At 68.8% G+C, this 24,318-nt stretch carries 24 protein-coding genes and 1 tRNA gene; 8 read left to right on the forward strand and 17 right to left on the reverse strand.

Annotated elements, in window-relative coordinates:
• Nucleotides 1-11 precede the first annotated feature (11 nt).
• From kdpB to ACQCSX_RS11170, 4 genes are all read right to left on the reverse strand, one after another.
• Nucleotides 12-2,087, reverse strand: coding sequence for a potassium-transporting ATPase subunit KdpB (gene kdpB, locus ACQCSX_RS11155; RefSeq protein ID WP_427015394.1), 2,076 nt, complete (start codon nucleotides 2,085-2,087; stop codon nucleotides 12-14).
• A complete protein-coding gene (kdpA, locus tag ACQCSX_RS11160) occupies nucleotides 2,084-3,727 on the reverse strand; it encodes a potassium-transporting ATPase subunit KdpA (protein WP_427019029.1) in 1,644 nt (547 codons plus the stop codon). Before kdpA ends, kdpB begins: the two co-directional genes overlap by 4 nt.
• 13 nt (nucleotides 3,728-3,740) lie before the next feature.
• Nucleotides 3,741-3,845 (reverse strand): K(+)-transporting ATPase subunit F, encoded by a 105-nt coding sequence (gene kdpF / locus ACQCSX_RS11165; protein WP_427015395.1) that lies wholly within the window; start codon nucleotides 3,843-3,845, stop codon nucleotides 3,741-3,743.
• Between the two features lie 279 nt (nucleotides 3,846-4,124).
• Entirely contained in the window at nucleotides 4,125-4,862 is a 738-nt protein-coding gene (locus tag ACQCSX_RS11170) for an SDR family oxidoreductase (protein WP_427015396.1), read from the reverse strand.
• Between the two features lie 148 nt (nucleotides 4,863-5,010).
• On the opposite strand from ACQCSX_RS11170, the gene ACQCSX_RS11175 reads away from it, so the two are divergent.
• A complete protein-coding gene (locus tag ACQCSX_RS11175) occupies nucleotides 5,011-6,225 on the forward strand; it encodes an amidohydrolase family protein (protein ID WP_427015397.1) in 1,215 nt (404 codons plus the stop codon).
• A gap of 78 nt (nucleotides 6,226-6,303) precedes the next feature.
• Here the strand turns inward: ACQCSX_RS11175 and ACQCSX_RS11180 are convergent, their stop codons facing one another.
• The 4 genes from ACQCSX_RS11180 to ACQCSX_RS11195 all read right to left on the reverse strand — a co-directional run bounded on the left by ACQCSX_RS11180 (nucleotide 6,304) and on the right by ACQCSX_RS11195 (nucleotide 13,284).
• Nucleotides 6,304-6,708: a hypothetical protein gene (locus tag ACQCSX_RS11180; protein WP_427015398.1), complete on the reverse strand. Its 405-nt coding sequence runs from the start codon at nucleotides 6,706-6,708 to the stop codon at nucleotides 6,304-6,306.
• A gap of 296 nt (nucleotides 6,709-7,004) precedes the next feature.
• On the reverse strand, nucleotides 7,005-8,183 hold the full coding sequence (locus tag ACQCSX_RS11185; protein WP_427015399.1) for a cystathionine gamma-synthase: 1,179 nt from the start codon (nucleotides 8,181-8,183) through the stop codon (nucleotides 7,005-7,007).
• A gap of 91 nt (nucleotides 8,184-8,274) precedes the next feature.
• On the reverse strand, nucleotides 8,275-9,660 hold the full coding sequence (locus tag ACQCSX_RS11190) for a cystathionine beta-synthase (RefSeq protein WP_427015400.1): 1,386 nt from the start codon (nucleotides 9,658-9,660) through the stop codon (nucleotides 8,275-8,277).
• A gap of 189 nt (nucleotides 9,661-9,849) precedes the next feature.
• Complete coding sequence (locus ACQCSX_RS11195) at nucleotides 9,850-13,284, reverse strand: proline dehydrogenase family protein (protein ID WP_427015401.1); 3,435 nt, start codon at nucleotides 13,282-13,284, stop codon at nucleotides 9,850-9,852.
• Nucleotides 13,285-13,439: 155 nt separating this feature from the next.
• On the opposite strand from ACQCSX_RS11195, the gene ACQCSX_RS11200 reads away from it, so the two are divergent.
• The 4 genes from ACQCSX_RS11200 (at nucleotide 13,440) to ACQCSX_RS11215 (ending at nucleotide 16,846) form a co-directional block, all read left to right on the forward strand.
• Nucleotides 13,440-14,378: a LysR family transcriptional regulator gene (locus ACQCSX_RS11200; protein WP_427019030.1), complete on the forward strand. Its 939-nt coding sequence runs from the start codon at nucleotides 13,440-13,442 to the stop codon at nucleotides 14,376-14,378.
• Between the two features lie 142 nt (nucleotides 14,379-14,520).
• Nucleotides 14,521-15,480: a DNA-3-methyladenine glycosylase family protein gene (locus ACQCSX_RS11205; protein ID WP_427015402.1), complete on the forward strand. Its 960-nt coding sequence runs from the start codon at nucleotides 14,521-14,523 to the stop codon at nucleotides 15,478-15,480.
• A 57-nt stretch (nucleotides 15,481-15,537) separates the two neighbouring features.
• Complete coding sequence (locus ACQCSX_RS11210; RefSeq protein ID WP_427015403.1) at nucleotides 15,538-15,816, forward strand: putative quinol monooxygenase; 279 nt, start codon at nucleotides 15,538-15,540, stop codon at nucleotides 15,814-15,816.
• Between the two features lie 186 nt (nucleotides 15,817-16,002).
• Nucleotides 16,003-16,846 (forward strand): IS5 family transposase gene (locus ACQCSX_RS11215; RefSeq protein WP_427018933.1). Its coding sequence is split into 2 segments (ribosomal slippage): nucleotides 16,003-16,308 and nucleotides 16,310-16,846, totalling 843 coding nucleotides; the frame shifts between segments, so codons are not numbered across the junction.
• On the opposite strand, the gene ACQCSX_RS11220 is transcribed toward ACQCSX_RS11215, so the two are convergent.
• From ACQCSX_RS11220 to ACQCSX_RS11230, 3 genes are all read right to left on the reverse strand, one after another.
• Complete coding sequence (locus ACQCSX_RS11220) at nucleotides 16,843-17,214, reverse strand: thioredoxin family protein (protein WP_427015404.1); 372 nt, start codon at nucleotides 17,212-17,214, stop codon at nucleotides 16,843-16,845. The genes ACQCSX_RS11215 and ACQCSX_RS11220 overlap by 4 nt on opposite strands.
• 63 nt (nucleotides 17,215-17,277) lie before the next feature.
• The gene (locus ACQCSX_RS11225; RefSeq protein WP_427019031.1) at nucleotides 17,278-18,495 is read right to left on the reverse strand and encodes an MFS transporter; all 1,218 of its coding nucleotides are present in this window, start codon (nucleotides 18,493-18,495) and stop codon (nucleotides 17,278-17,280) included.
• A gap of 81 nt (nucleotides 18,496-18,576) precedes the next feature.
• Complete coding sequence (locus tag ACQCSX_RS11230; RefSeq protein WP_427015405.1) at nucleotides 18,577-19,014, reverse strand: MarR family winged helix-turn-helix transcriptional regulator; 438 nt, start codon at nucleotides 19,012-19,014, stop codon at nucleotides 18,577-18,579.
• 175 nt (nucleotides 19,015-19,189) lie between these two features.
• Between ACQCSX_RS11230 and ACQCSX_RS11235 the strand changes: the two genes are divergently transcribed.
• Complete coding sequence (locus ACQCSX_RS11235; RefSeq protein ID WP_427015406.1) at nucleotides 19,190-19,429, forward strand: hypothetical protein; 240 nt, start codon at nucleotides 19,190-19,192, stop codon at nucleotides 19,427-19,429.
• Between the two features lie 117 nt (nucleotides 19,430-19,546).
• Here the strand turns inward: ACQCSX_RS11235 and ACQCSX_RS11240 are convergent, their stop codons facing one another.
• The 6 genes from ACQCSX_RS11240 to ACQCSX_RS11265 all read right to left on the reverse strand — a co-directional run bounded on the left by ACQCSX_RS11240 (nucleotide 19,547) and on the right by ACQCSX_RS11265 (nucleotide 22,736).
• Nucleotides 19,547-20,233 (reverse strand): hypothetical protein, encoded by a 687-nt coding sequence (locus ACQCSX_RS11240; protein ID WP_427015407.1) that lies wholly within the window; start codon nucleotides 20,231-20,233, stop codon nucleotides 19,547-19,549.
• 99 nt (nucleotides 20,234-20,332) lie between these two features.
• Nucleotides 20,333-20,953 (reverse strand): hypothetical protein, encoded by a 621-nt coding sequence (locus ACQCSX_RS11245; RefSeq protein ID WP_427015408.1) that lies wholly within the window; start codon nucleotides 20,951-20,953, stop codon nucleotides 20,333-20,335.
• 271 nt (nucleotides 20,954-21,224) lie between these two features.
• Nucleotides 21,225-21,638 (reverse strand): sigma factor-like helix-turn-helix DNA-binding protein, encoded by a 414-nt coding sequence (locus ACQCSX_RS11250; RefSeq protein WP_427015409.1) that lies wholly within the window; start codon nucleotides 21,636-21,638, stop codon nucleotides 21,225-21,227.
• A gap of 3 nt (nucleotides 21,639-21,641) precedes the next feature.
• Entirely contained in the window at nucleotides 21,642-21,836 is a 195-nt protein-coding gene (locus ACQCSX_RS11255) for a hypothetical protein (protein WP_427015410.1), read from the reverse strand.
• 346 nt (nucleotides 21,837-22,182) lie between these two features.
• Nucleotides 22,183-22,264, reverse strand: a tRNA-Tyr gene (locus ACQCSX_RS11260).
• A gap of 121 nt (nucleotides 22,265-22,385) precedes the next feature.
• Nucleotides 22,386-22,736: a hypothetical protein gene (locus tag ACQCSX_RS11265; RefSeq protein WP_427015411.1), complete on the reverse strand. Its 351-nt coding sequence runs from the start codon at nucleotides 22,734-22,736 to the stop codon at nucleotides 22,386-22,388.
• A 178-nt stretch (nucleotides 22,737-22,914) separates the two neighbouring features.
• On the opposite strand from ACQCSX_RS11265, the gene ACQCSX_RS11270 reads away from it, so the two are divergent.
• Both ACQCSX_RS11270 and ACQCSX_RS11275 read left to right on the forward strand, forming a co-directional pair.
• Nucleotides 22,915-23,403, forward strand: a complete 489-nt coding sequence (locus ACQCSX_RS11270) for a YajQ family cyclic di-GMP-binding protein (RefSeq protein WP_427015412.1) — start codon at nucleotides 22,915-22,917, stop codon at nucleotides 23,401-23,403.
• 74 nt (nucleotides 23,404-23,477) lie between these two features.
• Nucleotides 23,478-24,248, forward strand: coding sequence for a VOC family protein (locus tag ACQCSX_RS11275; RefSeq protein WP_427015413.1), 771 nt, complete (start codon nucleotides 23,478-23,480; stop codon nucleotides 24,246-24,248).
• Nucleotides 24,249-24,318: the final 70 nt, after the last annotated feature.

Consider the following 24,318-nt stretch of genomic DNA (forward strand, 5'->3'; position numbering starts at 1 on the left):
CTTTCGTTGGGCTAGCCCAGGGCCGGGATGAGGGAGATGAGCAGGTCGATGAGTTTGATGCCGATGAACGGGGCGATGACGCCGCCCAGCCCATAGACGAGCAGGTTCCTTGACAGCGCGGAGGCCGCGGAAACGGCCCGATATTTCACGCCGCGCAGGGCCAGGGGCACCAGCAGCACGATCACCACAGCGTTGAAGATGACGGCGGAGAGGATGGCACTGGAGGGCGAGGCAAGCCCCATGATGTTCAGCAGCCCCAGCCCGGGGAACGCCGCCGCAAAAAGTGCTGGGACGATGGCGAAATACTTGGCGACGTCGTTGGCCACCGAGAACGTGGTCAGCGATCCGCGGGTGATCAGCAGCTGTTTGCCGATGCCCACGATGTCGATCAGCTTGGTGGGGTCCGAGTCCAGATCCACCATGTTGGCGGCCTCTTTGGCGGCGCTGGTGCCGCTGTTCATGGCCACGCCGACGTCGGCCGCGGCCAGGGCCGGTGCATCGTTGGTGCCATCTCCGGTCATCGCCACCAGCCGTCCGGCGTCCTGCTCGCACTTGATCACCGCCAGCTTGTCCTCCGGCGTCGCCTCGGCCACGAAGTCGTCCACACCGGCCTCGGCCGCGATGGCCCCGGCGGTGATCTTGTTGTCGCCGGTGATCATGATGGTGCGGATGCCCATCGCCCGGAGCTGCGCAAAGCGCTCCTTCATGCCGGGCTTGACGACGTCGGCCAGGTGGATCACGCCCAGCACCTCGGCCCGCGGCCCCTCCACGCTGGCCACCAGCAGCGGGGTGCCGCCCTGGGCAGAGATCTCCGCCACAGCGCTTTCGATCTCCTGCGGCACGTAGCCGCCCCGCTCGCCCACATAGGCGGCGACGGCGGACGCCGCACCCTTGCGGATGGCCCGCGGCCCGGAGCCGGCCGTCCCGGCCATGACCAGGTCCAGGCCGCTCATCCGCGTGGTGGCGCTGAACTCCACCACTGTGAGCCCGCCGGCGCGCCGGCCCAGCTCCTCCAGGCTGGGCTCCTGCACACCCTGCTCGGCGGCCAGGTCAATGATGGAACGGCCTTCCGGAGTCTCGTCGGCCAGGCTGGAGAGCCGGGCCACCTCCACCAGCCGCGAGCTCTCGACGCCGTCGGCGGGCAGGAACGCGACGGCGCGGCGGTTGCCGAAGGTGATGGTGCCCGTCTTGTCCAGCAGCAGCGTGGTGATGTCGCCGGCCGTCTCCACGGCCCGGCCGGAGGTGGCCAGCACATTGCGCTGCACCAGCCGGTCCATGCCGGCGATGCCGATGGCCGGCACCAGAGCGCCGATCGTCGTCGGAATCAGGCAGACCAGCAGCGCCACCAGCACGATGGGCGTGGGCAATGCGTGGGCGAAGGCGGCCATCGGGACCAGGGCCAGGATGGCGACCAGGAACACGATGGTCAGGCTGGCGAGGAGCACGTTGAGCGCAATCTCGTTGGGAGTTTTCTGACGCGTGGCACCCTCCACCAGGGCGATCATCCGGTCCAGGAAGGTCTGGCCGCTGGCCGCGGTGATGCGCACGACGATCCGGTCCGAGAGCACTGTGGTGCCGCCCGTGACGGAGCTGCGGTCCCCGCCGGACTCGCGGATCACCGGGGCCGATTCGCCCGTGATGGCGGATTCGTCCACGCTGGCCAGGCCCTCCACCACCTCGCCGTCGGAGGGGATCACATCGCCGGCCTCGCAGACCACCAGGTCACCCACCCGCAGCTCGATGCCCGGCACGCGCTCCTCGCGGAAGGTGCCGTTGCCGCCGTCGAGCCAGCGGCGGGCCAGCACGGAGGTCCGGGTGGCGCGAAGGCTGTCGGCCTGGGCCTTGCCCCGGCCCTCGGCGATGGCCTCGGAGACGTTGCCAAAGAGCACCGTCAGCCAGAGCCAAAACGTCACGGCCACGGAGAACCACACCATGGCGGAACCCTGGAGGATCTGGACGGCTGTGACCAGGGTGCACACGATGGATCCCACCAGCACCGTGAACATCACGGGCGAATGGACCAGATAGTGCGGGGAGAGTTTGCGCAGAGCCAGCGGGATGGCCGCGCTGAGTGCAGAAACGTTCATTTCACGAGTCCTTCGGCGGCCGGCCCCAGGGCAAGGGCCGGGAAGTAGGTGAGGGCGGTCAGGATCAGCGAGACGCCGCCGAGCATGGTGGCGAAGAGCGCCCCGTGGGTGTGCACGGTGCCAGACGTGACGGGGATCTTGCGCTGTTCGGCCAGCGAGCCGGCCAGCGCCAGCACCAGCACGATGGGCAGCATCCGGCCCAGCAGCATGGCCAGCGCCAGCAGCGTCGCCAGGCCCGGTCCGGACGTGGTGATCCCGCCAAAGGCCGAGCCATTGTTGTTGGCGGCGGAGGTGAAGGCGTAGAGGATCTCGCTGAATCCGTGCGGGCCGGTGGCCGGTGCCGCGGCGGACAGCTCCGGCAGCGCCACCGTGATGGCCGTGCCCGCCAGGACCAGGACCGGGGTCACCAGGATGTAGAGGGCCACCAGCTTCATCTGCCGGGCGCCGACCTTCTTGCCCAGGATTTCCGGGGTGCGGCCCACCATCAGCCCGGCGATGAACACCGTGACGATGGCCAGCACCAGCATGCCGTACAGGCCCGAGCCGACACCGCCCGGGGCCACCTCGCCGGTCATCATGTTCAGCATCAGCAGCCCGCCCGCCAGGGGCGGCAGGGAATCGTGGGCCACATTGACAGCGCCAGTGGACGTCAGCGTGGTGGCGGTGGCGAAGATGCTGCTCGGGGCCACGCCCAGGCGCTGCTCGAAGCCCTCGCCCAGGCCGGTGCCTGCGCCGGCCGCCGCCGCCCAGGCCATCAGGGCCGAGGAGATGAGCCAGAAGGCGCCCATCACGGTCAGCACCGTGTAGCCCTGGCGTTTGTCGCCCACCATCCGGCCGTACATGGCCGGCAGGGCGGAGGGGACCAGCAGGAGAAGGAAGACCTCAAAGAGGCTGGTGAAAACGTTGGGGTTCTCGAACGGGTGGGCGGAGTTGGCGTTGAAGTATCCGCCGCCGTTGGTGCCCAGCAGCTTGATCGCCTCCTGCGAGGCCACCGGTCCGCCCGGCACCGTCTGTGCCGCCTGGCCGGCAAGGGTGGTGATGTCCGTCGAGGTGAAGTTCTGCACCACGCCGCCAATGACCAGCACGACGGCGGCCAGCACGCTCAGCAGCAGCAGCACCCGCAGGGATGTCCGGGCCATGTCCACCCAGAAGTTGCCCAGCTGGCTGGTCTGCGAGCGCGTGATGCCGCGGATGAGGGCCACGGCCACACAGATGCCGGCGGCGGCGGAAAGGAAGTTCTGCACGGCCAGCAGCAGCATCTGGACGCCGAAGCCCAGCGTGGCCTCGGGTGCGTACGTCTGCCAGTTGGTGTTGGTGGCGAAGGAGACGGCGGTGTTCATCGCCACCCACGGGTCCACGCCGGCCATGCCCTGGCTGAAGGGCAGCACGCCCTGCAGGCGCTGGAGCAGGTAGACCACCAGGATGGAGACAGCGGTGAAGGCGATCACGGAGCGCAGGTACACCGTCCAGCGCTGGTCCGCCCGGGCGTCCACGCCGGCCAGCCGGTAGAAGCCCCGCTCAACCGCCAGATCGCGGTGGCCGGTGAAGGTGCGGGCCAGATACGCGCCCAACGGCTGGTGCAGCACGGCGAGGGCCACCAGCAGGATGCCCATTTGGGTGATGAAGGAGAGCATGTTCAGTTGCACGGCGGCGTCACCACTTTTCCGGGCGGACCAGGGCGGCGAACAGATAGACCAGCAACGCCAGCCCCACCGCCAGCAGCACCACCGCGAGCACCACGTCCAGAACGCCGCTCACAGCTTTTCCACCACCCTGGCGAACCAGATGACAGCGCCGAGCGCCACCAGCAGCACGGCCACACAGACCACGTCAGCCATTTCCAAGACCTCTTTCCAGCGGAGTTTGATGTACTTCCTTCATCGAACTCCGCTGGAACGGCCCCGGCGGCCCCCTTGACGATTCCTTGATGCGGCGGACCCCAGCCTTGACGATCCCCTGACGCCCGCGGTTGAGATGGACGTTCTTTCGGTTTTCAGCGCGGCAAAGCGCAAAGAGCGTCCATCTCAACGGTGGCAGCTACGCCGAGAAGCCGCCGTCGGCCTTGATCAGCTGGCCGTTGACCCAGCGGCCGGCCGGGGAGAGCAGGAAGGCGGCGACGCCGGCGACGTCCGCCGGGGTGCCGAGCCGGCCGGTGGGCTGGTGCGCGGCGAGCCCTGCGCGGAGGGCGTCGTCCATCCAGCCCGTGTCCACCGGCCCGGGGTTGAGCACATTGGCACTGATGCCCAGACGCCCCAGCTCCCGCGCGGCCGCAATGACAATCCGGTCCAGCGCCCCCTTGGATGCCCCGTAGGGCAGGTTGTGCGCGGTGTGGTCGGAGGTCAGCGCGACGATGGCCCCGCCGTCGCCGCCGATCTGCCGGGCGAAGGCGGTGATCAGCTGCCAGCTGGCGCGGGTGTTGACGGCAAAGTGCCGCTCGAAGCTCTCCAGCGTGGTGTCCAGGATGGCCGAATCCACCGATTCGCAGTGCGAGAGCACCAGGCCCGCCAGCGGTCCGGCGGCCGCCGCGATCCGGGCCATGAGCGCATCCACCGTGTGCGGGTCGGCCAGGTCGGCGGGAAAGGACTGGACGTGCGCGCCGGCGGCCTCGAGCTCGGCGGCGAGGGCGGCGACGTCGCCGGGCTGGACGCCCCACGGCATCCGCGCGTCGTACTCCTGCCAATAGGTGAGCACCAGATCCCAGCCGTCCGCGGCGAGTGCCCGGGCGATCCCGGCGCCGATGCCCACCGTGCGGCCCACCCCTGTGACCAATGCCATCCTTCGCTCCATGCGGCCAGCCTACGCGTTGGGATGGACGCCCGTGGCGGTTCGGTGCCCGCCAACCGGCCTGAGCGTCCAGCTCATCCACGGCCGGGGCGGGTACGGTGGAACCACACAATCCCCCGCTTTCGAGGAAAGGGTTACCATGACCGCCGCCTCCCCCGCTGCCCGCAACAGGACCCGCGTCCGCACGACGCTGGCCATCACCAACGCCATGGTCGTCCCGATCGACGCCGACCCGTTCGAGGGCACGGTGGTGGTGAAGGGCGGGAAGATCTTCGCACTGGGGCCCAAGGCCAAGGTGCCCGCCGGTGCCGAGGTGCTCGACGCCGAGGGCCAGTGGCTGCTGCCCGGCTTCATCGATGCCCATGTGCACCTGGGCATGCACCCGGAGGGCGAGGTGGCCGCCACCAGCGACGTCAACGAGATGACGGATCCGGTGACAGCCGCGGTGCGGGCCATCGACGCCGTCGACCCCTTTGACCCCGGCTTCAACGATGCCCTGGCCGGCGGCGTCACGGCGGTGAACGTGAACCCGGGCTCCGGCAACCCGATCGGCGGGCTGGCCGTGGCCATGCACACGCACGGTCGGTACATCGAGGAAATGGTGCTGCGCTCCCCCAGTGGGCTCAAGTCGGCCCTGGGCGAGAATCCCAAGACCGTCTACAGCGGCAAGAAGGCGATGCCGTCCACCCGGCTGGGCACGGCGATGGTGATCCGCAAGGCGTTCATCGACGCGCAGAACTACATGGCCAAGGCCGACCCCGAGGCACGGGATCCGAAGATGGAGGCGCTCGCCATGGTGCTCCGGCGCGAGATCCCCTGGCGCCAGCACTGCCACCGGGCCGACGACATTGCCACGGCCCTGCGGCTGGCGGACGAGTTCGGCTACGAGCTGGTGCTGGACCATGGCACCGAGGCCCACATCCTCGGCGACGTGCTGGCCGAGCGCGGCGTGCCCGTGTTGATCGGACCGCTGTTCACCACCAAGTCCAAGGTGGAGCTGCGCGGGCGCTCGCTGGCGAACCCGGGCAAGCTGGCCGCGGCCGGCGTCGAAATTTCCATCATCACCGACCACCCCGTGGTGCCCATCAACTTCCTGATCCACCAGTGCACGCTGGCCGTCAAGGAAGGGCTGGACCGGTCGACGGCGCTGCGGGCGGTGACCATCAACCCCGCCAAGGTGCTGGGGCTGGCGGACCGCATCGGCTCGCTGGCCGTGGGCAAGGATGCGGACCTGGTGCTCTGGAGCGGGGATCCGCTCGATGTCATGCAGCGGGCGCTGAAGGTGTGGATCGGCGGCAAGCCCGTGTACCACTACGACGCCGACACCCGCGAGGGTGTTGTCGCCGCCCGGTAGGCGCGCGCCCACTGGCAAAAATGAAGACGATTCCCGTTGATGACCATGCGTACGCGTGTTCATCAACGGGAATCGTCTTCATTTTTGGTGCCGGCGATGCCGGTCGAGGCGGAGCGCCTGCAGCACCAGCGCCGCCATGATGCCCATCAACCCGGCAAAGAAGGCCGGGACGGTGAACGGCTGGACGAAGTAGTAGTTCGGCATACCGCCCATTGAGGTGGCCTGGGAGCTGTACTCGCCAAGGTCGGACTGGACGGCCATGGCCGTTGCCAGGATCGACAAGGCCACGAGCACGGCCCCCAGGACGGCCAGGGCCGTGATGTACGGATTCCAGGCCGGGCGGGCCGCTGTGGCGGACCTGCCGGGTTCCCGGCTGGCTGGAACCGCCGCGCTTCCGTCCGGCGCCAGCTCGCGGATGGTGACGGGCGGCACCTGGGCAAAGGAGGCGTCGTCGGACTGCCTGTCCTGGTGCTGGTCTGCCATGGAGTCCACCTTCCCCTGGGTGGCAGCCAGCCTACTCCCCAGCCGCACCCACAGCTCGCAAGCTCGCTGCGGGTCCCTCGCGGCCGTGGGTCCCTGCACGCCGGGGTACCGCTGGTTGAGCCTGCCGAAACCCGGTGCGGCGGGCGTGTCCCCGGGTGCCGCCGTCGACCGCGGGAGATCCGGCGCGGTCTCGCTCCCCGCCCGCACCCTAACCTCGCTGCGCTCGGCCAGGGAACCCTGCGGGCGTGGCCCCAGGCTCGACCAGCGGGTGGGCGGGGCTAGCAGCCGCCCCGGGCCTAGAGCTCCACCTGGTGGTGGCGCTCGCCCCAGGCCTTGGCGAAGGCGTGCTCGAGGTCCGCGAGCAGGTCCTCCACGTCCTCGATGCCCACCGACAGCCGGATCAGGTTCACCGGAACCGCAAGATCGGTGCCCTTGACCGAGGCGTGCGTCATCTCGGACGGGTAGTTCATCAGCGACTCGATGCCGCCCAGCGATTCGGCCAGCGTGAACAGCTGCGTGGACTCGGCCACCTTGCGTGCCGCGGCCTCGCCGCCCTTGAACTGGACGGAGATCATGCCGCCAAATTTTTTCATCTGCCGGGCGGCCAGCTCGTGTCCGGGGTGCTCGGGCAGCCCGGGGTAGAGCACGCGCTCCACCTCGGGCCGGGTCTGCAGCCATTCGGCAATCTTCTGCGCATTCTCGGAGTGCCGGTCCATCCGCACGCCCAGCGTCTTGAGCCCGCGCGTCGTCAGCCACGCCTCCATCGGTGCGGAGACGGCGCCGGCGGCGAACTGGATGAACCCGATCTTCTCCGCCATGGCGTCGTCGTCGAGCACAATTGCCCCGCCGCTGGCATCGGAGTGGCCGCCGATGTACTTGGTGGTGGAGTGCACCACGATGTCCGCGCCGAGGGCCAGCGGCGTCTGCAGGTACGGGGAGGCGAAGGTGTTGTCGACCACCAGCAGCGCACCGGCCGCCCTGGCCACCTCGGCCAGGGCCGCGATGTCGGTGATCTTCATCATCGGGTTGGACGGCGTCTCCACCCAGATCATCTTCGTGTTCCCGGCCGACACGGCGGCCGCCACGGCACCGGCGTCGGACATGTCCACGGCGGCATTGGTGATGCCCCAGGGTGCCAGCACCCGGTTGATCAGCCGGTACGTGCCGCCGTAGACGTCGTTGCCCATCACGATGTGGTCGCCCGGCGCCAGCAGAGCGCGGATCAGGGCGTCCTCGGCCGCCAGCCCGGAGGCGAAGCTGAAGCCGTGCTTGCCGCCCTCCAATGCCGCCAGCTGGGTCTGCAGGGAATCGCGCGTCGGGTTGGTGCCGCGGCCGTACTCGTAGCCGTGGCGCAGCCCGCCGATGCCGTCCTGGGCAAAGGTGGAGGTCTGGTACAGCGGCGGCACCACCGATCCGGTGGTGGGGTCCGGCTCCTGGCCGGCGTGCACGGCGCGAGTGTTGAATCCCTGGCTCATGGCGGTTCTCCTTTGGGTTGCGCGGTCTCGACGGCTCGGCCGCCTGGTGCAAGCACGACCACCGTGGGCGGGCTCGACCGTACGAACGGGTCTAGTCGTTAAGGTAGTTCAGCAGATCGTGGCGCGTCAGCACGCCCACCGGCGCGCCGACAAAGGTGACCATCAGCGCGTCCACATCCTGCAGCTTGGCCCGCGCGGCGGAAATCGGTTCCAGCGAGCCGATGATCGGCAGCGGCGGCTGCATGTGCTCGGTGATCTTGTCGGTCAGCTTCGCCTCACCGCGGAACAATTTGCCCGTCAGCGTGCGCTCGTCCACGGAACCGATCACCTCGCCCATCACCACGGGCGGCTCCTGCGTCAGCACCGGAATCTGCGAAACGCCGTATTCGCTCATCAGCGAGATCACATCGCGCACCGTCTCGTTCGGGTGGATGTGCACCAGATCCGGCAGCTGCCCGGTCTTGGACTTGAGGACGTCGCCGATGGCCGGCTCGTCCGTGGCCTTGAGGAAGCCGTAGGAGTGCATCCACTTGTCGTTGAAGATCTTGGCCAGGTAGCCGCGGCCGCTGTCCGGCAGGAGCACGACGACGACGGCCTCCGGTCCCAGCCCCCGGGCCGCTTCCAGCGCCGCCACCACGGCCATGCCCGAGGAGCCGCCCACGAGCAATCCCTCCTCGCGGGCCAGCCGGCGGGTCATGGCGAAGCTGTCGTTGTCCGTGACGGCAATGATCCGGTGCGGGACGGCGGGATCGTAGGATTCCGGCCAGATGTCCTCGCCCACGCCCTCCACCAGGTAGGGGCGCCCGGTGCCGCCGGAATAGACGGAACCCTCGGGGTCCGCGCCGATGATCTGGACCTCGCCGCCGTCGGCCCCGGGGCGGGTGGCGGAGGCCTCGCGCAGGAACCGGCCGGTGCCGGTGATGGTGCCGCCGGTGCCCACGCCGGCCACAAAGTGGGTGACCTTGCCATCGGTGTCGCGCCAGATTTCGGGGCCGGTGGTTTCGTAGTGGCTCAGCGGGCCGTTCTGGTTGGAGAACTGGTCCGGCTTGTACGCCCCGGGGATCTCGGTGACCAGCCGGTCCGAGACGCCGTAGTAGGACTGCGGGCTGTCGGCGGCCACCGCCGTCGGCGTCACCACCACCTCGGCGCCGTAGGCCTGCAGGACGGCGCGCTTGTCCTCGCCCACCTTGTCGGGCACCACGAACACGCAGTGGTAGCCGCGCTGCTGTGCCACCATGGCCATGGCCACCCCGGTGTTGCCGCTGGTGGGCTCGACGACGGTGCCGCCGGGGGCGATCAGGCCCGCCTTGGCGGCCTCGTCCAGCATCTTCACCGCGATCCGGTCCTTGGCCGAGCCGCCCGGATTCATGTACTCAAGCTTGACCAGGATGGTGGCGGCAAGGCCGTCCGTCACCTTGTTCAGCTTGACCAGGGGTGTGTTGCCGATCAGGTCCAAAACGGAGTTGGCGTACTTCATGGCTTAAACCTAGCGGCCCTGCCCAGCAACCGAAGACAACTCGCCCCTTAAAGCCCAACTAGGTAACAGTTATCGCACGTTCCGATGCCGGAAACGGGGCCACGGCCGCGAGGGACCCGGAGCGAGCTTGCGAGCTCTGGGAGCGGCTGGGGAGCGATAACTGTCACCTAGTTGGGTGGGTGGGGCGGGCTAGATCAGCGCGTCCGAGAGGTGGTTCGGCGTGCCGAAGCGGTGCGCGGTGATGCTGACCGCCTGCTCGTGCAGGAACGGCAGCATCTCCACCCGGCCTGCCTCGGTGACCTCGCCGGCGTAGATGGCCACGTCCGGGCGGCCGTTGGTGGCAGCGTAGAGGGCGCTGGCGTCGCCGCCAATGAGGCGGATGCGGCCCGCGCCGCGGCGGCCGGCGGCGGCCAGGAAGGCGCCGTCGTTCTCCACGGTGGCCGTGATGCCCAGGCCCAGCAGCAGCAACTGCACGGCATCCGGAAGGGCGACGGCGGTGGAGACCGTCGGGCGCGAGCCTGCCAGCAGGGCCGCGGCCAGCACGCGCAGCAGCTTGGCCACGGGCTCACCCTCGGACAGGCGGACGGCGGCGTCCATCGGCAGGTAGCGGAACACATTGCGCTCGGCGCTCAGGTCCGAGACGTCCTTGGCCGCGCCGAACTCGGCGGCCCAGGCGGCGGCGTCGGACCGCAGTGCCCGTTCCAGACTGGAGTGCTCCTCGGCGCAGAGCGCACCGGAGGCGGCGGCCAGCAGCTGCGCCGGGGTCCCCTGCACAGCCGCTGTGGCGGTGGAGGGGGCGGCGGTCCAGTTGCCCAGGCCCACCAGGTAGTTCGGGCCGCCGGCCTTGGTGCCCGCGCCGACGGCGGACTTCTTCCAGCCGCCGAACGGCTGGCGCTGCACGATGGCACCGGTGATGCCGCGGTTCACGTACAGGTTGCCTGCCTCGATGGTGTCCAGCCAAGTGCCGATCTCGGCGGAGTCCAGCGAATGCAGGCCCGAGGTCAGACCGTACTCGATCTGGTTGGTGATGGCGATGGCCTCTTCCAGCGTCCCAGCGGTCATGACGCCCAGCACGGGGCCAAAGAACTCGGTGAGGTGGAAGTAGCTGCCGCGGGCGACGCCGGTGCGCACGCCCGGGCTCCACAGCCGGCCCTCGGTGTCCAGCTTCTGCGGCTGCACGGCCCAGGACTCGCCCTCGGCCAGGGTGGTGAGGGCCTGCAGCAGCTTGCCGCGGGCCGGCTCGATGACCGGGCCCATCTGGGTGGTGGCCTGTGCCGGGAAGCCCACGGTCAGGGACTTCGCGGCGTCCAGGAGCTGGTTGCGGAAGCGGGCGGACTTCGCCACGGAGCCGACCATGATCACCAGCGAGGCGGCGGAGCACTTCTGGCCGGCGTGGCCGAAGGCGGAATTGATGACGTCCTTGGCGGCCAGGTCCAGGTCGGCGCTGGGGGTGACGATGATGGCGTTCTTGCCGGACGTCTCGGCCAGCAGCGGCAGGTCGGTGCGGAAGCTGCGGAACAGCTCGGCGGTCTCGTAGCCGCCGGTCAGGATCACGCGGTCGACGCTGGGGTGCGCCACCAGGGTCTGGCCCAGTTCGCGCTCCTCGAGCTGGACCAGGGCCAGCACCTCGCGCGGCACGCCGGCCTCCCACAGGGCGTCCACCATGACGGAGCCGCTGCGCCGGGCCTGGGTGGCGGGCTTGATGACGACGGCGGAGCCGGCGGCGAGCGCTGCCAGCGTGGAGCCGGCGGGGATGGCCACCGGGAAGTTCCACGGCGGGGTGACGACGGTCAGGCCGGCGGGGGTGAAGCTGGCGCCGTCGACGGTGTCCAGGTCCTTGGCGCGCTCGGCGTAGTAGTGCGCAAAGTCGATCGCCTCGCTGATCTCGGGATCGGACTGGTCCAGGGTCTTGCCCGTCTCGGAGGCCATGACCTCCATGAGCTCGGCCCGGCGGGACTCCAGCACGTCTCCTGCGCGGTGCAGGATGGCGGCGCGCTCGGCACCGGAGCGGGCGCCCCACGCCTTGCCGGCCTCAAGCGCTGCGGCGATGGTGGACTCCAGCACTGCCGGGTCGCTGATCCGGGTGGCGTCGACCAGATCGTCGCCCAGCGTGGAGGTGGGGATCTTGGCGAGGATTTCCCGGCCCCAGGCGCGGTTGGCGGCCAGCGCGGGGTCCGTGTCGGGGGTGTTGGTGAAGCCGTCCAGCGGTGCGGGGGCGGCCGGCTGGCGGCGGTCCTGCCGGCGGTTGGCGGCCGGAACAGCGTCGTCGAGCTCGGCCAGCGAGGCGAGGAAGCGCTGCTCCTCGCGCTTGAACAGGGCCAGGTTTTCGGGGGCGTTGCCCCCAAGCTCGAACACGGCGGACATGAAGTTGTCCTGGCTGGCGCCCTCTTCCAGCCGGCGGATCAGGTAGGCGATGGCGACGTCGAACTCGCCCGGGTGCACCACCGGCGTGTACAGCAGCAGGGAGCCGACGTCCTTGCGGACGGCCGTGGCCTGGCCCGTGGCCATGCCCAGCAGCATCTCGAACTCGATGCCGGACACCACGCCGCGCTGCTTGGCCAGCAGCCAAGCGTAGGCGACGTCGAAGAGGTTGTGGCCGGCGACGCCGATGCGCACGGCATCCACGCGCTCCGGGGTCAGCGCATAGTTGATGACGCGCTTGTAGTTGGTGTCCGAATCCTGCTTGGTGCCCCAGGTGGCCAGCGGCCAGTCGTGCAGCGAGGCCTCAACCTGCTCCATGGGCAGGTTGGCGCCCTTGACCACGCGGACCTTGATGGCGGCGCCACCGGTGGCGCGGCGGGCGGTGGCCCACTCCTGCAGATCCATCATGGCGGCCAGGGCGTCGGGCAGGTAGGCCTGCAGCACAATGCCGGCTTCAAGGTTCTTGAACGCGGGCATGTCCAGGATGCGCTTGAACACGGCAATGGTCATGCCGAGGTCCTTGTACTCCTCCATGTCCAGGTTGATGAACTTGGGCTTGGCGAAGGACGCGGCCAGCTTGTACAGCGGCAGCAGCTTCTCCACGATGTGGTCCACGGCCTCATCGAAGGCCCACGGGGAGTGCGGGGCCACGGTGGAGGATTCCTTGATGGAGACGTAATCGACGTCCGCGCGCGCCAGCAGCTTCAGCGTGCCCTCCATGCGGCGGGCGGCCTCGTGCTCACCCAGCACGGCCTCGCCCAGCAGGTTCACGTTCAGGTTCACGCCGTCCTGGCGGATCTTGGCGATGGCCGGGCCCAGCTTGGCGTCGGTGGCATCGACAATCAGGTGGCCCACCATCTCGCGGAGCACCTTGCGGGCGATCGGGATGACCACCTGCGGCAGCACGGGGGCCATGACGCCGCCCAGGCGCACTGCGGAGCGCATGTACCAGGGCAGGAAGGCGGGCACCTTCGGGGCCAGCCGGGCCAGGTTGCGCCCGGCGACGGCCAGGTCCTCGGGGCGGACGACGCCGTCCACGAAGCCGACCGTGAAGTCCAGACCGTTGGGGTCCTTCAGGACGCCGGCCAGGCGCTGCGCTGACACGTCCACGGGGACCTTGGCGGCCTCGGTCAGCCAGTGGCGGACCAGTGCTACGGCCTCGGCGGCAAGTTCATCGGTGTGTACTGCTGGGGTGGAAGTCATCGCTGCCTTCTCGGAGGTGCTGGTCATGGAGAGGTGTCGTCGCTTTTCTGCTGGTGGGCGGGAAGTTTTCTCCAGTATGGAACTACAATCCAATTAGCAAAAGCGATCTTTTTTGATGAATATCAGTTAGTTCAACTTACGTTTGGAGAATGGCCGTGCTGGACGTCCGCAGGCTGCGCCTGCTGCGCGAATTGAAGATCCGCGGCACCCTCGCCGAGGTGGCCCAGGCACTGGCCTACACGCCGTCGGCGGTGTCCCAGCAGCTGGCCCTGCTGGAGAAGGAGGCAGGCGTCGAACTGCTGCGCAAGTCCGGCCGGCGGGTCCAGCTGACGCCGCAGGCGGAGATCCTGGTGGCGCACACCTCGCAGATCCTCGAATCGCTCGAACGGGCCGAGGCCGACCTGGCCACGAGCCTGACCACGGTGACGGGGACCGTCCGGTTGGCGGTCTTCCAGTCCGCCGCGCTGGCCCTGCTGCCCGGCACGCTGAGCATCATGGCGCGCGAGTTTCCGGAGGTGCGGATCGAGATGACCCAGCGCGAGCCCGAAACGGCCCTGTACGAAACCTGGGCCCGGGACTTCGACCTGGTCGTGGCGGAGCAGTATCCGGGCCATGCGGCCCCGCACCACCCCGAGCTGGACCGCGCCACGCTGACCACCGACGCCATCCGGCTGGCCGTGCCCGCGCCCGGGCTCGAGGGCTCCCCCGCCAGCCCGGCCGGCGCACCCCTGGCCTCGCTCGAGGACACCGCCATGCTGCCCTGGGTGATGGAACCGCGTGGCGCGGCCTCCCGGCACTGGGCCGAGCAGGCCTGCCGGCAGGCCGGGTTCGAGCCGGACGTCCGCTACGAAACGGCCGACCTGCAGGCGCAGATCCGGCTGATCGAATCCGGCAACGCGGTGGCGCTGATGCCGGATCTGGTCTGGACCGGCCGGCCGCAGACCGTCACCCTGCTGGACCTGCCCGGACTCCCGCGGCGCACCGTCTTCACCTCCGCCCGGCGCGCCAGCCGCCGCCGGCCGGCCATCATGGCCTGCCGCGACGTCCTGGCCCGCACCGCCGGGGCCGTGGCCGCCGGTGCGGAGGTCCGGTGAGCCGGCCCGCCGGATCCGCCGCCCCGCGGGTGTCTTCCGGCGCCGTGCTGCTCCCGCTGCCGGCGCTGGCCCTCCGGACTTCGTGGAGCCGGTGGCCGGGGCCCCTGGCCCGGCCGTCGGCGCCGCGTGGGAGCATTGGAGGATGACGACGACGGCGGGTGCCGGCACGGCCGTGCTCCTCTGGGAGGCGGGTGCGCCCTACGACCTCGCGGGCACGCTGGGCATCCTGCCGCGCGGCCCCCGCGACCCCTGTGCCCGCGTGGCCCACGGCTCGGCCTGGTTCGCCTTCAACACCCCGGACGGCCCCGCCACGCTCCACCTCGGCATGGCCACTGCCACAGCGGTGCGGGTCCAGGCCTGGGGCCCGGGCGCGGAGCATGCGCTGGCAGGCGCCCCGGCATTGCTCGGCGGGCGCGATGATTGGTCGGGCTTCGACGAGCCGGCGTTCCAGTCGACACTCCCCCGCCTCGCCGCGGAGGCCCGCCGTCGCCACCCGGGGCTGCGCCTGCCCGCCTCCGGACGGATGGTGGACGCGCTCATTCCGGCAGTGCTGGAGCAGAAGGTCACGGTGATCGAGGCGCACCGCGGCTACCGGTACCTGGTGGCAACGTTTGGCACCCCGGCCCCGGGGATCGGCCCGGACTCCCCCGTGTTGGCGGATCTGGTGGTGGCGCCGACGCCCGCCGGCTGGGCCCGGATCCCGTCCTGGGAGTGGCACAAGGCCGGCGTCGGACCCCAGCGCTCGGCCACCGTCATGCGGCTGCTGCGCTCCGCCGCGGCGCTGGAACGGCTGGCCGGGCTGGACGCCGTCGAGGCCGCGGCCAAGCTGGCGACCATTCCGGGGATCGGCATCTGGACCGCCGCCGAGGCCACCCAGCGCACCCATGGCGACGCCGACGCCGTCGCCGTGGGCGACTACCACCTGGCCAAATACGTGGGCTGGGCGCTGGCGGGCAAGCCGGTGGACGACGCCGGCATGCTGGAGCTGCTGGAGCCCTGGCGCGGGCACCGGCAGCGGGTGGTGCGGATGCTGATGCTCAGCGGCTTCCGCAAGCCCAAGTTCGGCCCGCGGATGGCCATCCAGGACCACCGCCGGCACTGACGTTCACAGTGTGGGCACCGCGCGGAGTTGGCGTGCCCCTTCCCCTAGGCTTGGACCATGAGTGAACCCATCAACCTCCAAGCAACCTTCATCCCCAACGAGGGCGAGTTCTTCCGCGTGAAACTGGCCCTTGAAATTGCCATCGAACAGGTTGTGGCCGAGCCCGGATGCCTGCGCTATGAAATCACCGAGGAATCCGAGGACAAGATTGTCCTCACCGAGCAGTGGGCCACGCAGGCCGATCTCGACCGGCATGCCAAGGGCATCGCGGTCCAGGACCTGGACGAGTCCCTCTCCGCCCTGCTGGCCACGCCCGTGGAACTCGCAACCGTCTAAACCAACGCAAAAAAGGCCGCGCCCCTCCTGAGTGGAGGGGCGCGGCCTTTGTGTGTGCGTGGGGCTGCGTGTATGGGGGCTAGGGTGTGTCTCCTAATCAGTGGTTTTGCGGTTTGGCATGATTGATGGGTGCCTTCTCGCTATTCCGTGTTGTCCGATGCCCAGTGGGAGTCCATTGCCCCGTTGATGCCCGATTCGTCGGGGAAACCGGGCCGACCCTTCAACGACCACCGGCTGATGACCGAGGGCATCATCTACCGCTACCGGGCAGGGATCCCATGGCGTGATCTCCCTGCCTATTTCGGGTCGTGGAAGACCGTGTGGAAGCACCACCGCCGCAACGCCGCCAACGGGACCTGGGACAAGGTCCTGGCGGCGTTGCTGACCCGCGCGGACACGGCCGGGCTGATCAACTGGGAGGTCTCGATCGACTCCACGGTCAACCGTGCCCACCAGCACGGCACGAACCTGCCCCGCCACACAGGGGGACCTGTCGAATTACAGGAATCTGCTCGACGAGCCTGAGGACCATGCCATCGGCCGGTCCCGCGGCGGGCTGACCACCAAGATCCACGCCCTGGTGGATGGCAACATGCGTCCCCTGGTCCTGCTGCTGGGGCCGGGCCAGGGCGGGGACTCGCCGATGTTTGAGAACCTCATGGAGGCCCTGAAGGTAGAAAGGCCCGGTCCCGGCCGGGCCCGCACCCGCCCGGACCGGGCCATGGCCGACAAGGCCTATTCCTCCAAAGCAATCCGGGCGTACCTGCGCGGGCGGGGCATCGAGTGCGTTATCCCGGAAAAGGACGACCAGAAGGCCAACCGGAAACGCAAGGGCTCCGCCGGGGGACGCCCCGTCAGATACGACAGGGACGCCTACAAACGGCGCAATGTGGTCGAGCGCAGCTTCAACACCCTCAAGCAATGGCGGTCCCTGGCCACCCGCTACGACAAACTGGCCCTCACCTACCGCTCAGCGGCCGTCCTGCACGCCGTCGTCATCTGGAGCGCCGCATTGGGAGACACGCCCTAGTTGGCCTCGGCCTGCTGCTTGGCGACCTGGGCGTGGACGTCGGCCATGTCCAGGCCCTTGACGGCGGCCAGGACCTCGTCCAGCTGCGAGGCATTCAGCGCGCCGGGCTGGGCGAACACCAGCACCTTTTCGCGGAAGGCCATCAGCGTCGGGATGGAGGTGATGTTGGCCTCGGCGGCGAGCTGCTGCTCGGCCTCGGTGTCCACCTTGGCGAACACGACGTCGTCGTGCTTTTCCGACGCGGCCTCAAAGGTGGGCGCGAAGCGGACGCAGGGCTGGCACCAGGAGGCCCAGAAATCCACCAGAACGATGTCGTTGTTCTCGATGGTGGGGCCAAAGGATTCTGCGGTGATATTGACTGTAGCCATGCTTCCACCGTACGTGACGGGGCTCAAGCATGGCCACAGGTTTCGCTCAGCGCGTGAGCAGGATTAGACGCCGTGAGGCGCGTGCTCCGTGAGGTACTTGCGCCCGCCCACCACGACGACGGCGCCCACCAGCACCGCCGCGGCGGCCACGTAGAACGTCACCGGGGCGCTGAAGTGCTCGGCCAGCTTGGCCGCCAGGAACGGGGCGATGGCCCCGCCCATCCAGCGCACAAAGTTGTAGCCGGCGCTGGCCACCGGCCGCGGCGAATCCGAGACGCCCATGGCCAGTTCGGTGTAGAGGGTGTTGTTGATGCCCAGCAGGGCGCCGGAGACGATGACCAGCACGACGACGGCGGGAACCGAGTGCCCGGCGGCCAGGCCCATGCCCACGAGCACCAGCATGAGCAGCACCAGCGTGCCGGTCAGTGAGGCCGTGGCGCCAAAGCGGCGCTGGACGACGGGGGCCACGAAGACGGAGAAGACGGCCACCATGACGCCCCAGCCGAAGAAGACGGCGCCAATCCCGTAGGCGTCGAAGTGCAGGATGAACGGGGTGAACGCCAGGATGGTGAAGAAGCCGTAGTTGTAGAACAGCGCGCTGGCTGCCGTGGTGCGCAGGCCCTTGTGGCCCAGGGCGATCAGCGGATCGCGCAGCCGGGTCTTTGCGGCCGGCGTCGGCGTCTTGGGCAGCAGCGCGATCAGCGCGATGAAGGCGATGGCCATGGCCGTCGCGGTGCCGAAGAACGGCGCCCGCCACTGCCAGCCGCCCAGCAGCGCACCCATCAGCGGGCCGAGCGAGAGGCCCAGGCCGAGGGCGGCCTCGTAGAGGATGATCGCCGTCGCGGTTCCACCGGAGGCCACGGCCACCATGACGGCCAGCGCCGTCGCCACGAATAGGGCGTTGCCCAGGCCCCAGCCGGCGCGGAAGCCCACCAGTTCGCCGACGGTGTTGGAGGTGCCGGAGAGCGAGGCGAACAGCACGATCAGGCCGAGCCCGATGAGCAGCGTCTTCTTGCCGCCGATGCGGGAGGAGACAAATCCGGTCACCAGCATGGCCACCGCGGTCACCATGAAGTAGCTCGTGAACAGCAGCGAAACCTCGCTCGGCGTGGCCTGCAGGTTCTCCGCGATGGCCGGCAGGATCGGGTCGACCAGGCCGATGCCCATGAAGGCAAAGACCGACGCGAGCGCCACGGCCCACACCGCCTTGGGCTGCTTGAGCATGGAGGCCTTCTCGGCCTTCACCGTTTCTTCAATGGTGTGGGCAGTTCCCTCTGCCATGTTGGCCTTCACGGGCCCTCCTTGAGGTTTGTGGTGGTGGGATCCGCCGCCCCGCCGACGGGGCGGTGGCACGTCCTGCCGCTATTGGGCGGACAGGGCGGCGTTGAGCTTGGCGATCGCCGGAATGGCGGCGTCGATGGCGGCCCGCTCGGCGTCGGTCAGCGCCGCCAAGGCCTTCGCGATGATGCCGTTGCGGAACGCGTTGGCCTCGGCCAGGGCGGCACGCCCAGCGGGGGTGAGTGCCACCAGCACCACGCGGGCATCGTTCGGATCCACGCTGCGTTCCACCAGGCCGGCAGTTTCGAGCTTGATCACCTGCTCGGTGGCGCTGGGCACGCGGATGCCGGAGTTGCGCGCAATGTCGCTGACCCGGGCGGGGGCGTTCGCCACCATGTTCAGGGTGCTGACGTGCCCGGTGCTGAGCTGGCCTTCGGCGTCCAGCGAGCGGACCAGGTACACCGCGTGCCGCAGGATCTCCCGGTACCGTCCGGCCATGGCCGTCAATTCATTCTCGTTCATAGTTAAGCAGCCTAACAGTTAGGTTGCCTAACAGTCAAGAGATCCGCACCACAGCGGCCCCTGCGTCCACAGCGAATTCACCGCCGGTTCACATCCGGCGTGCACCATCGCCTTGTTGGCTGGAGCTGGACAACCGGCCGCAGAACCAACGCACATCGTGGAAGTGGAGGACAGCATGAGCATGCGCATCACCCGTCGGAGCTGGCACCCGGCCAGCGGAGAACTGTGGCCCGCCCTGGAGCCGGAGCAGCACGTGGCTCTGGTCAATTCCACCGGCTGGCGCCTGAGCGGCCGCGTGGACGCCGTGACCCCGGACCACAGCTGCCTGTGGATCCAGCTCGACGGCGGCATGGGCCGCCAGCTCATCCACCACCAGGACGGCTTCGAGCTCGTGGACGGCGTCCAGCACGGCTGACCCGCCCCGCAGCATCGCCCGGGACGTCCGATCCCGTCCAGGACGCCGCCACGGACGCATCCCGGACGGGAGTGGACGTCCCCGGCGCAAAACGGCGTCCCCGGCGGGGGAAGGCCCCTACGCCTCGGGGTGGATGAGCTCCACGAACGCTGCGGCCTCGGCCTCGCTGGCCTCCGAGTGGGCCAGCAGCAGCCCCTTGGCGCCGTCACGGTCCCCCGAGAGCGCCATGGCCTTGACCTGGGCCACGATCTCCTCATTCAGCCGCGTGCTGACAATCTCGCGCACATCGTCGCCGTGCGCGATGATCGCGCGGAAGCGGTAGCCGCTGACCGGGCGCGCCGGTGCGGCCGGTGCGGCGTCCGGTGCCGGTGCCGGTGCCGGCATGGCAGGTTCCGGCACAGTTGCCTTCGGCGCGGCCGGTTCGACAGGCGCAGCCGGTTCGGCGCCGGCAATCCACTGCGGCTCCGGCGTCGGCTGCGGAAAACGGGACAGCGCGGACGTGGCCTGGGCCGCCTCGCGCAGCGAGCAGCCGGTGGCGGCCCGGTACGCCTTGACCGCGCCCACGGGATTCTGCTGGGCGATCATCGAATACACGCTGCGGTGCTGCTCCGGGGTCAGCCGGGCGCTCGCCTCCGCCGCCAGCCCGCGCGCCGCCTCCTCGTTCTGTGCGCCGCCCTGCCCCGCCGGCCCACGGTCCGGCCCACGGCCCGCCCCGCCACGCCCACGGCGGCCCAGGATCCGGACCGCCACCGCCACCAGAAGCACGGCGGCCACGACAATGAGCAGGGGGACGATGAATTCCATGCTCCAACTCTAAGGCGCCCGCCGGGCGCGGCCGCAACGTCCCGGACATGCGAATGGTGCCCACAGCCAACGGGACCATTCGCGCGGACGGCGGCGGGCCTAGATCTTGGACCTGCGGTATCCGGCCTGCCGGGCCGCGGTCTCAGTGGCGAAGCAGATTTCCGGATTGGTCCTGGTGTAGAACCGCTGGCCGGGCAGGTGGTAGATGTGGCTGGACGCGTTGCCCTTGATCGGCGCCCAGGCAGGGCAGGTGGTGCGGTTGATGGGCTGGGCGGAGGTGCGCGGGAGCACCTGCACATACTTCTGCGCCGAGACGGAAGCCTTCACGGCCGGGGATCCGGCCACGCGGGCCGACCATCGTCCGGACACCGCTGCGGTGACGGACGCCGTGAAATGGCCGGCCGCATTGCTCTTGATGCTGCGGACCTTTGCGTTGGGCTTGGCCCCATCGGGGTCGAAGTACACGTCCAGGGCCACCGTCGAGGTCGGCACCCAGCTGCGCCCGGACTGCCGCTGTACCTGGCCCTGGACGGTGATGGCATTGCCGGCGGTCACCGCGGCGGGGCCGGCACTGAAGCTGGCCACCCGGGTTGTGCCTACGCCGGCGGAGTGGGCCTGCTGCGCCGCTCCTGCCACGGATGCCATGGCGAGAAGCAGGGTGGCGGCAAGCGCCATCCCCAGGCGAACAGCGGAAAACGGGCGGGACGTACTGCTGAACATAAGGATCTCCCCCAGGAGGCGCCAGTGAGCTGTGGACAAAGACACATCATGGCATGCAAAAACACCCCGGTTCCCATCGGAACCGGGGTGTTTCAGTGGTCCAAGGACCTCTGTGGCAGATGAGGGATTCGAACCCCCGTGGGCGTTGCCAGCTGATTTACGGCCTGTGGGCCGGCCGCCGCCCCGCACACCGGTGGCCGGCCAGAGCTTGTCTTTGACGAACGGGACACCCCACTCAGGCCCTGCGAACTCGTCCGTGCCACGGGCGTGTCTAGTGGCTGACGAGGCGACGTTCGCTGCCCTTCTTTTTGCCCTTGGTTTCGATCTGGTTGACGCGGCCGGCGCTGATGCCGAGGATGGCCGCGACCTCCCGTGTGGTGTAGCCATCGCCGCGGAGCTGGCTCACGGCGCGCTGATTGGCCTCGGCCGCCACCTTGGATGCTTCCTCGGCGGTAGCCAGCTTCCCCTGGGCCTCGGCAACGATGGCTTGTTCCGCGGGGGACAGCTCAACTTCGAGAACGACCTCGATGCTGGACCCATCGATTTCGAGGAGGTCGGCAACGACGGACCGAGCCATTTCTTCGACCTCGTTGAGGCGGCGGGCCTGGGTGAAGGCGCCCTTCACTTCGGGGACCGTGACGACCCAGAACTTGCCATCGCGTTCCGCCTGGGCTGTGATTCGCATTTTCTACTTTCCTTCGGCTAGTTTGATGATTTTCTTGGCGAGAATCTCGGAGATTTCGTTGTGGCGCGGGACCGGGGCGGTGTTTTCGCCGATCGTGACGACCGCATGGTTGCCACCTTCGCGGATCACCATGTCTTCGCCTTCAGCCTTGGCGATCTGCTCATGCTTTTTCATCAGGTCCCGGCGCTTCATCATCACACCATCAGTATAGCCCGGTAGACATTTAGCGTTTAGTGGGGTAAACAAAATCAGATCAACCTTCAACGAGGCCCGAAGTGGCGGGAGGCGCAGCATCGAGGCCGCAGCGGAGATGATTGGCGCCCGCCGCAATGGATAGGCTTGTTAGTGGCCCGTTGAATGGTCATGAGCAGGCCGCGGCGCTGCTCCCTCGGCGCTCACGGACTGAGGCAGGCTCAGAAAAGCAGTTCCACCAAAGCTCTAACGTTTGGCCGCTTTTCCGCCTAGCACGGTCGATTGTTCCACCAACGAAAAGAAGCCCGGAACCTGCGATTTCTCGCTAGATTCCGGGCTTCTTTCGTACCTGTGGCAGATGAGGGATTCGAACCCCCGTAGGCGTTGCCAGCTGATTTACAGTCAGCCCCCTTTGGCCGCTCGGGTAATCTGCCGCAGCCAGCCAAACCGCGCAGCGCAAAACACTGTCCGGCTCAACTTTCGCCCCCAGCAAGTGGGAGCAGTAAAACAATACAAGGGATTTGCCAAAGAATCGAATCGAGCGGATTTTGGCCCTTAAGCGCCGCTCTGGATGCGGCCCACCAGGCGCCGTTCGAAGAGCGCCGCCTGGTCCTTGGTGACCTGCTTAAGTGCGACGGCGCGGGCCAGGTCCGCCTGGACGCCGGCGATCCTGCTGGCCGCGTCCGACGGTGCGCTCCAAGACACGCGCTGCGCCGACGACGCTGGACGGGCTGCGGTGGCGGAAGCGGCCGAGCGTGATGCGCTGGCTGCCGGGGAGGCCGACGACGGTGCCGCGGCGGGTGCGGAAAAGGCGGTCACGGCGGCCAGTGCGGCCGCGGCCACCACTGTGCCGGCGGAGGCCTTGGCCGCCTTGACGATGTATTTCGGTGTGCGTCCGTTGTCCATGGGTCACTCCTCAAAGTTGGTTCCTGCTGCAGCCAACTCTTCCGGGCGCACATGTGCGCCGGCTCCGCCCAACCTTGGAGCAAACTGAGAGCCGCCGCCAAACCGTCCGGCCAGCCCCGTTCCGGCTAGGCTAGTAGGCAGGAATCCGTGGCACTACGCACCAACAACTGGAGGAAACATGGCCAGCGACTCAACATTCGATGTCGTCAGCAAGGTGGACAAGCAAGAGGTCGCCAATGCACTCAACCAGGCCCAGAAGGAACTGGTCCAGCGCTACGACTTCAAGGGCGTCGGCGCAGAGGTCGATTTTAGCGGCGAAAAGATCCTAATGAAGGCCAACTCCGAGGAGCGCGTGCTGGCAGTCCTGGATGTGCTCGAGTCCAAGCTGATCAAGCGCGGCATCTCGTTGAAGTCCCTGGACAAGGGCGAGCCCTACGCCTCGGGCAAGGAATACCGGCTGGAGGCCTCCATCAAGGAAGGCATCGAGCAGGATGTGGCCAAGAAGATCAACAAGCTGATCCGCGACGAGGGCCCCAAGGGCGTCAAGTCCCAGATCCAGGGCGATGAACTGCGCGTCAGCTCCAAGAGCCGCGACGACCTGCAGGCCACCATGGCCCTGCTGAAGACCTTCGAGGACGCAGACCTGCAGTTCGTGAACTTCCGCTAGGGCATTGATCCCTTGGAGCGGGCGGGCATACAGTCGGCCGTATCGGCCCCGCCCACCCGCTCCAGGAGCATCCCATGTCCAGCTTCAGCATTGCCCCGGGCGATCCCTGTTGGATCGATCTGGTCACCGCGGACCCGCAGCGGTCCAAGGAGTTCTACGCCGCACTTTTCGGTTGGTCGTACGACGGCTGGGATGAGCAGGCCGTGGACGGCTACATCATGGCCTTCAAGGACGGCGGCACCGTTGCCGGCATGGTGGAGAACGGCGGGGGCAGCGGCTACCCGGACAGCTGGACCACCTACCTGCGTGCCGATGGCATCGCCGCGGTGGCGGCCGCCGTCCCCGGCCATGGCGGCCGCGTGCTGATCGGGCCAATGGTGGTCTCGGCGCAGGGCAGCATGGCCCTGGTGGCCGATCCCTCCGGCGCCACCGTGGGCCTGTGGCAGCCCGGGCTCCATCCCGGCTTCGGCGTGCATGGCCTCCCCGGATCCGCCGTGCGGCACCAACTGCTGGCCAGCGACTACGACGCCTCGGTGGCCTTCTACAACAATGCCTTCGGCTGGGAAACCCAGGCGGGCAACGGCCCTGACGGCCAGCGCCGGGCCACGCTCGGTGCCGGCCCGCACGCCACGGCGGCGATTATCGATGCCTCCGCAGATCTGCCCGCGCAGGCACCCGGCCACTGGCAGGTGGCCTTCGGCGTGGACGACGCCGATGCCGCCGCGGCCGCCGCAGCCGCCCTGGGCGCCAGGGTCCTCTCCCCCGTCGGGGAGGACGGACATGGCCGGAGTGCCACCCTGGCCGACCCCACCGGCGCCGTGTTCCAGATCGCCCAGCTGCCATAGCGGGGGCACCATTGATCCTGTCGGTGGCTGCGCATAGAGTCGCAGATGTTCGCTTCCCACCCCACCGCAG

Source organism: Pseudarthrobacter sp. P1, from assembly GCF_050156935.1.
Taxonomy (GTDB): Bacteria; Actinomycetota; Actinomycetes; order Actinomycetales; family Micrococcaceae; genus Specibacter.

Coding starts and splice junctions, on each gene's coding strand:
- kdpB (WP_427015394.1), bottom strand. CDS start 2,087: ATGAACGTTTCTGCACTCAGCGCGGCCATCCCGCTGGCTCTGCGCAAA.
- ACQCSX_RS11170 (WP_427015396.1), bottom strand. CDS start 4,862: ATGGCATTGGTCACAGGGGTGGGCCGCACGGTGGGCATCGGCGCCGGG.
- ACQCSX_RS11175 (WP_427015397.1), top strand. CDS start 5,011: ATGACCGCCGCCTCCCCCGCTGCCCGCAACAGGACCCGCGTCCGCACG.
- ACQCSX_RS11180 (WP_427015398.1), bottom strand. CDS start 6,708: ATGGCAGACCAGCACCAGGACAGGCAGTCCGACGACGCCTCCTTTGCC.
- ACQCSX_RS11185 (WP_427015399.1), bottom strand. CDS start 8,183: ATGAGCCAGGGATTCAACACTCGCGCCGTGCACGCCGGCCAGGAGCCG.
- ACQCSX_RS11190 (WP_427015400.1), bottom strand. CDS start 9,660: ATGAAGTACGCCAACTCCGTTTTGGACCTGATCGGCAACACACCCCTG.
- ACQCSX_RS11195 (WP_427015401.1), bottom strand. CDS start 13,284: ATGACTTCCACCCCAGCAGTACACACCGATGAACTTGCCGCCGAGGCC.
- ACQCSX_RS11205 (WP_427015402.1), top strand. CDS start 14,521: ATGACGACGACGGCGGGTGCCGGCACGGCCGTGCTCCTCTGGGAGGCG.
- ACQCSX_RS11210 (WP_427015403.1), top strand. CDS start 15,538: ATGAGTGAACCCATCAACCTCCAAGCAACCTTCATCCCCAACGAGGGC.
- ACQCSX_RS11220 (WP_427015404.1), bottom strand. CDS start 17,214: ATGGCTACAGTCAATATCACCGCAGAATCCTTTGGCCCCACCATCGAG.
- ACQCSX_RS11225 (WP_427019031.1), bottom strand. CDS start 18,495: ATGGCAGAGGGAACTGCCCACACCATTGAAGAAACGGTGAAGGCCGAG.
- ACQCSX_RS11230 (WP_427015405.1), bottom strand. CDS start 19,014: ATGAACGAGAATGAATTGACGGCCATGGCCGGACGGTACCGGGAGATC.
- ACQCSX_RS11235 (WP_427015406.1), top strand. CDS start 19,190: ATGAGCATGCGCATCACCCGTCGGAGCTGGCACCCGGCCAGCGGAGAA.
- ACQCSX_RS11240 (WP_427015407.1), bottom strand. CDS start 20,233: ATGGAATTCATCGTCCCCCTGCTCATTGTCGTGGCCGCCGTGCTTCTG.
- ACQCSX_RS11245 (WP_427015408.1), bottom strand. CDS start 20,953: ATGTTCAGCAGTACGTCCCGCCCGTTTTCCGCTGTTCGCCTGGGGATG.
- ACQCSX_RS11250 (WP_427015409.1), bottom strand. CDS start 21,638: ATGCGAATCACAGCCCAGGCGGAACGCGATGGCAAGTTCTGGGTCGTC.
- ACQCSX_RS11265 (WP_427015411.1), bottom strand. CDS start 22,736: ATGGACAACGGACGCACACCGAAATACATCGTCAAGGCGGCCAAGGCC.
- ACQCSX_RS11270 (WP_427015412.1), top strand. CDS start 22,915: ATGGCCAGCGACTCAACATTCGATGTCGTCAGCAAGGTGGACAAGCAA.
- ACQCSX_RS11275 (WP_427015413.1), top strand. CDS start 23,478: ATGTCCAGCTTCAGCATTGCCCCGGGCGATCCCTGTTGGATCGATCTG.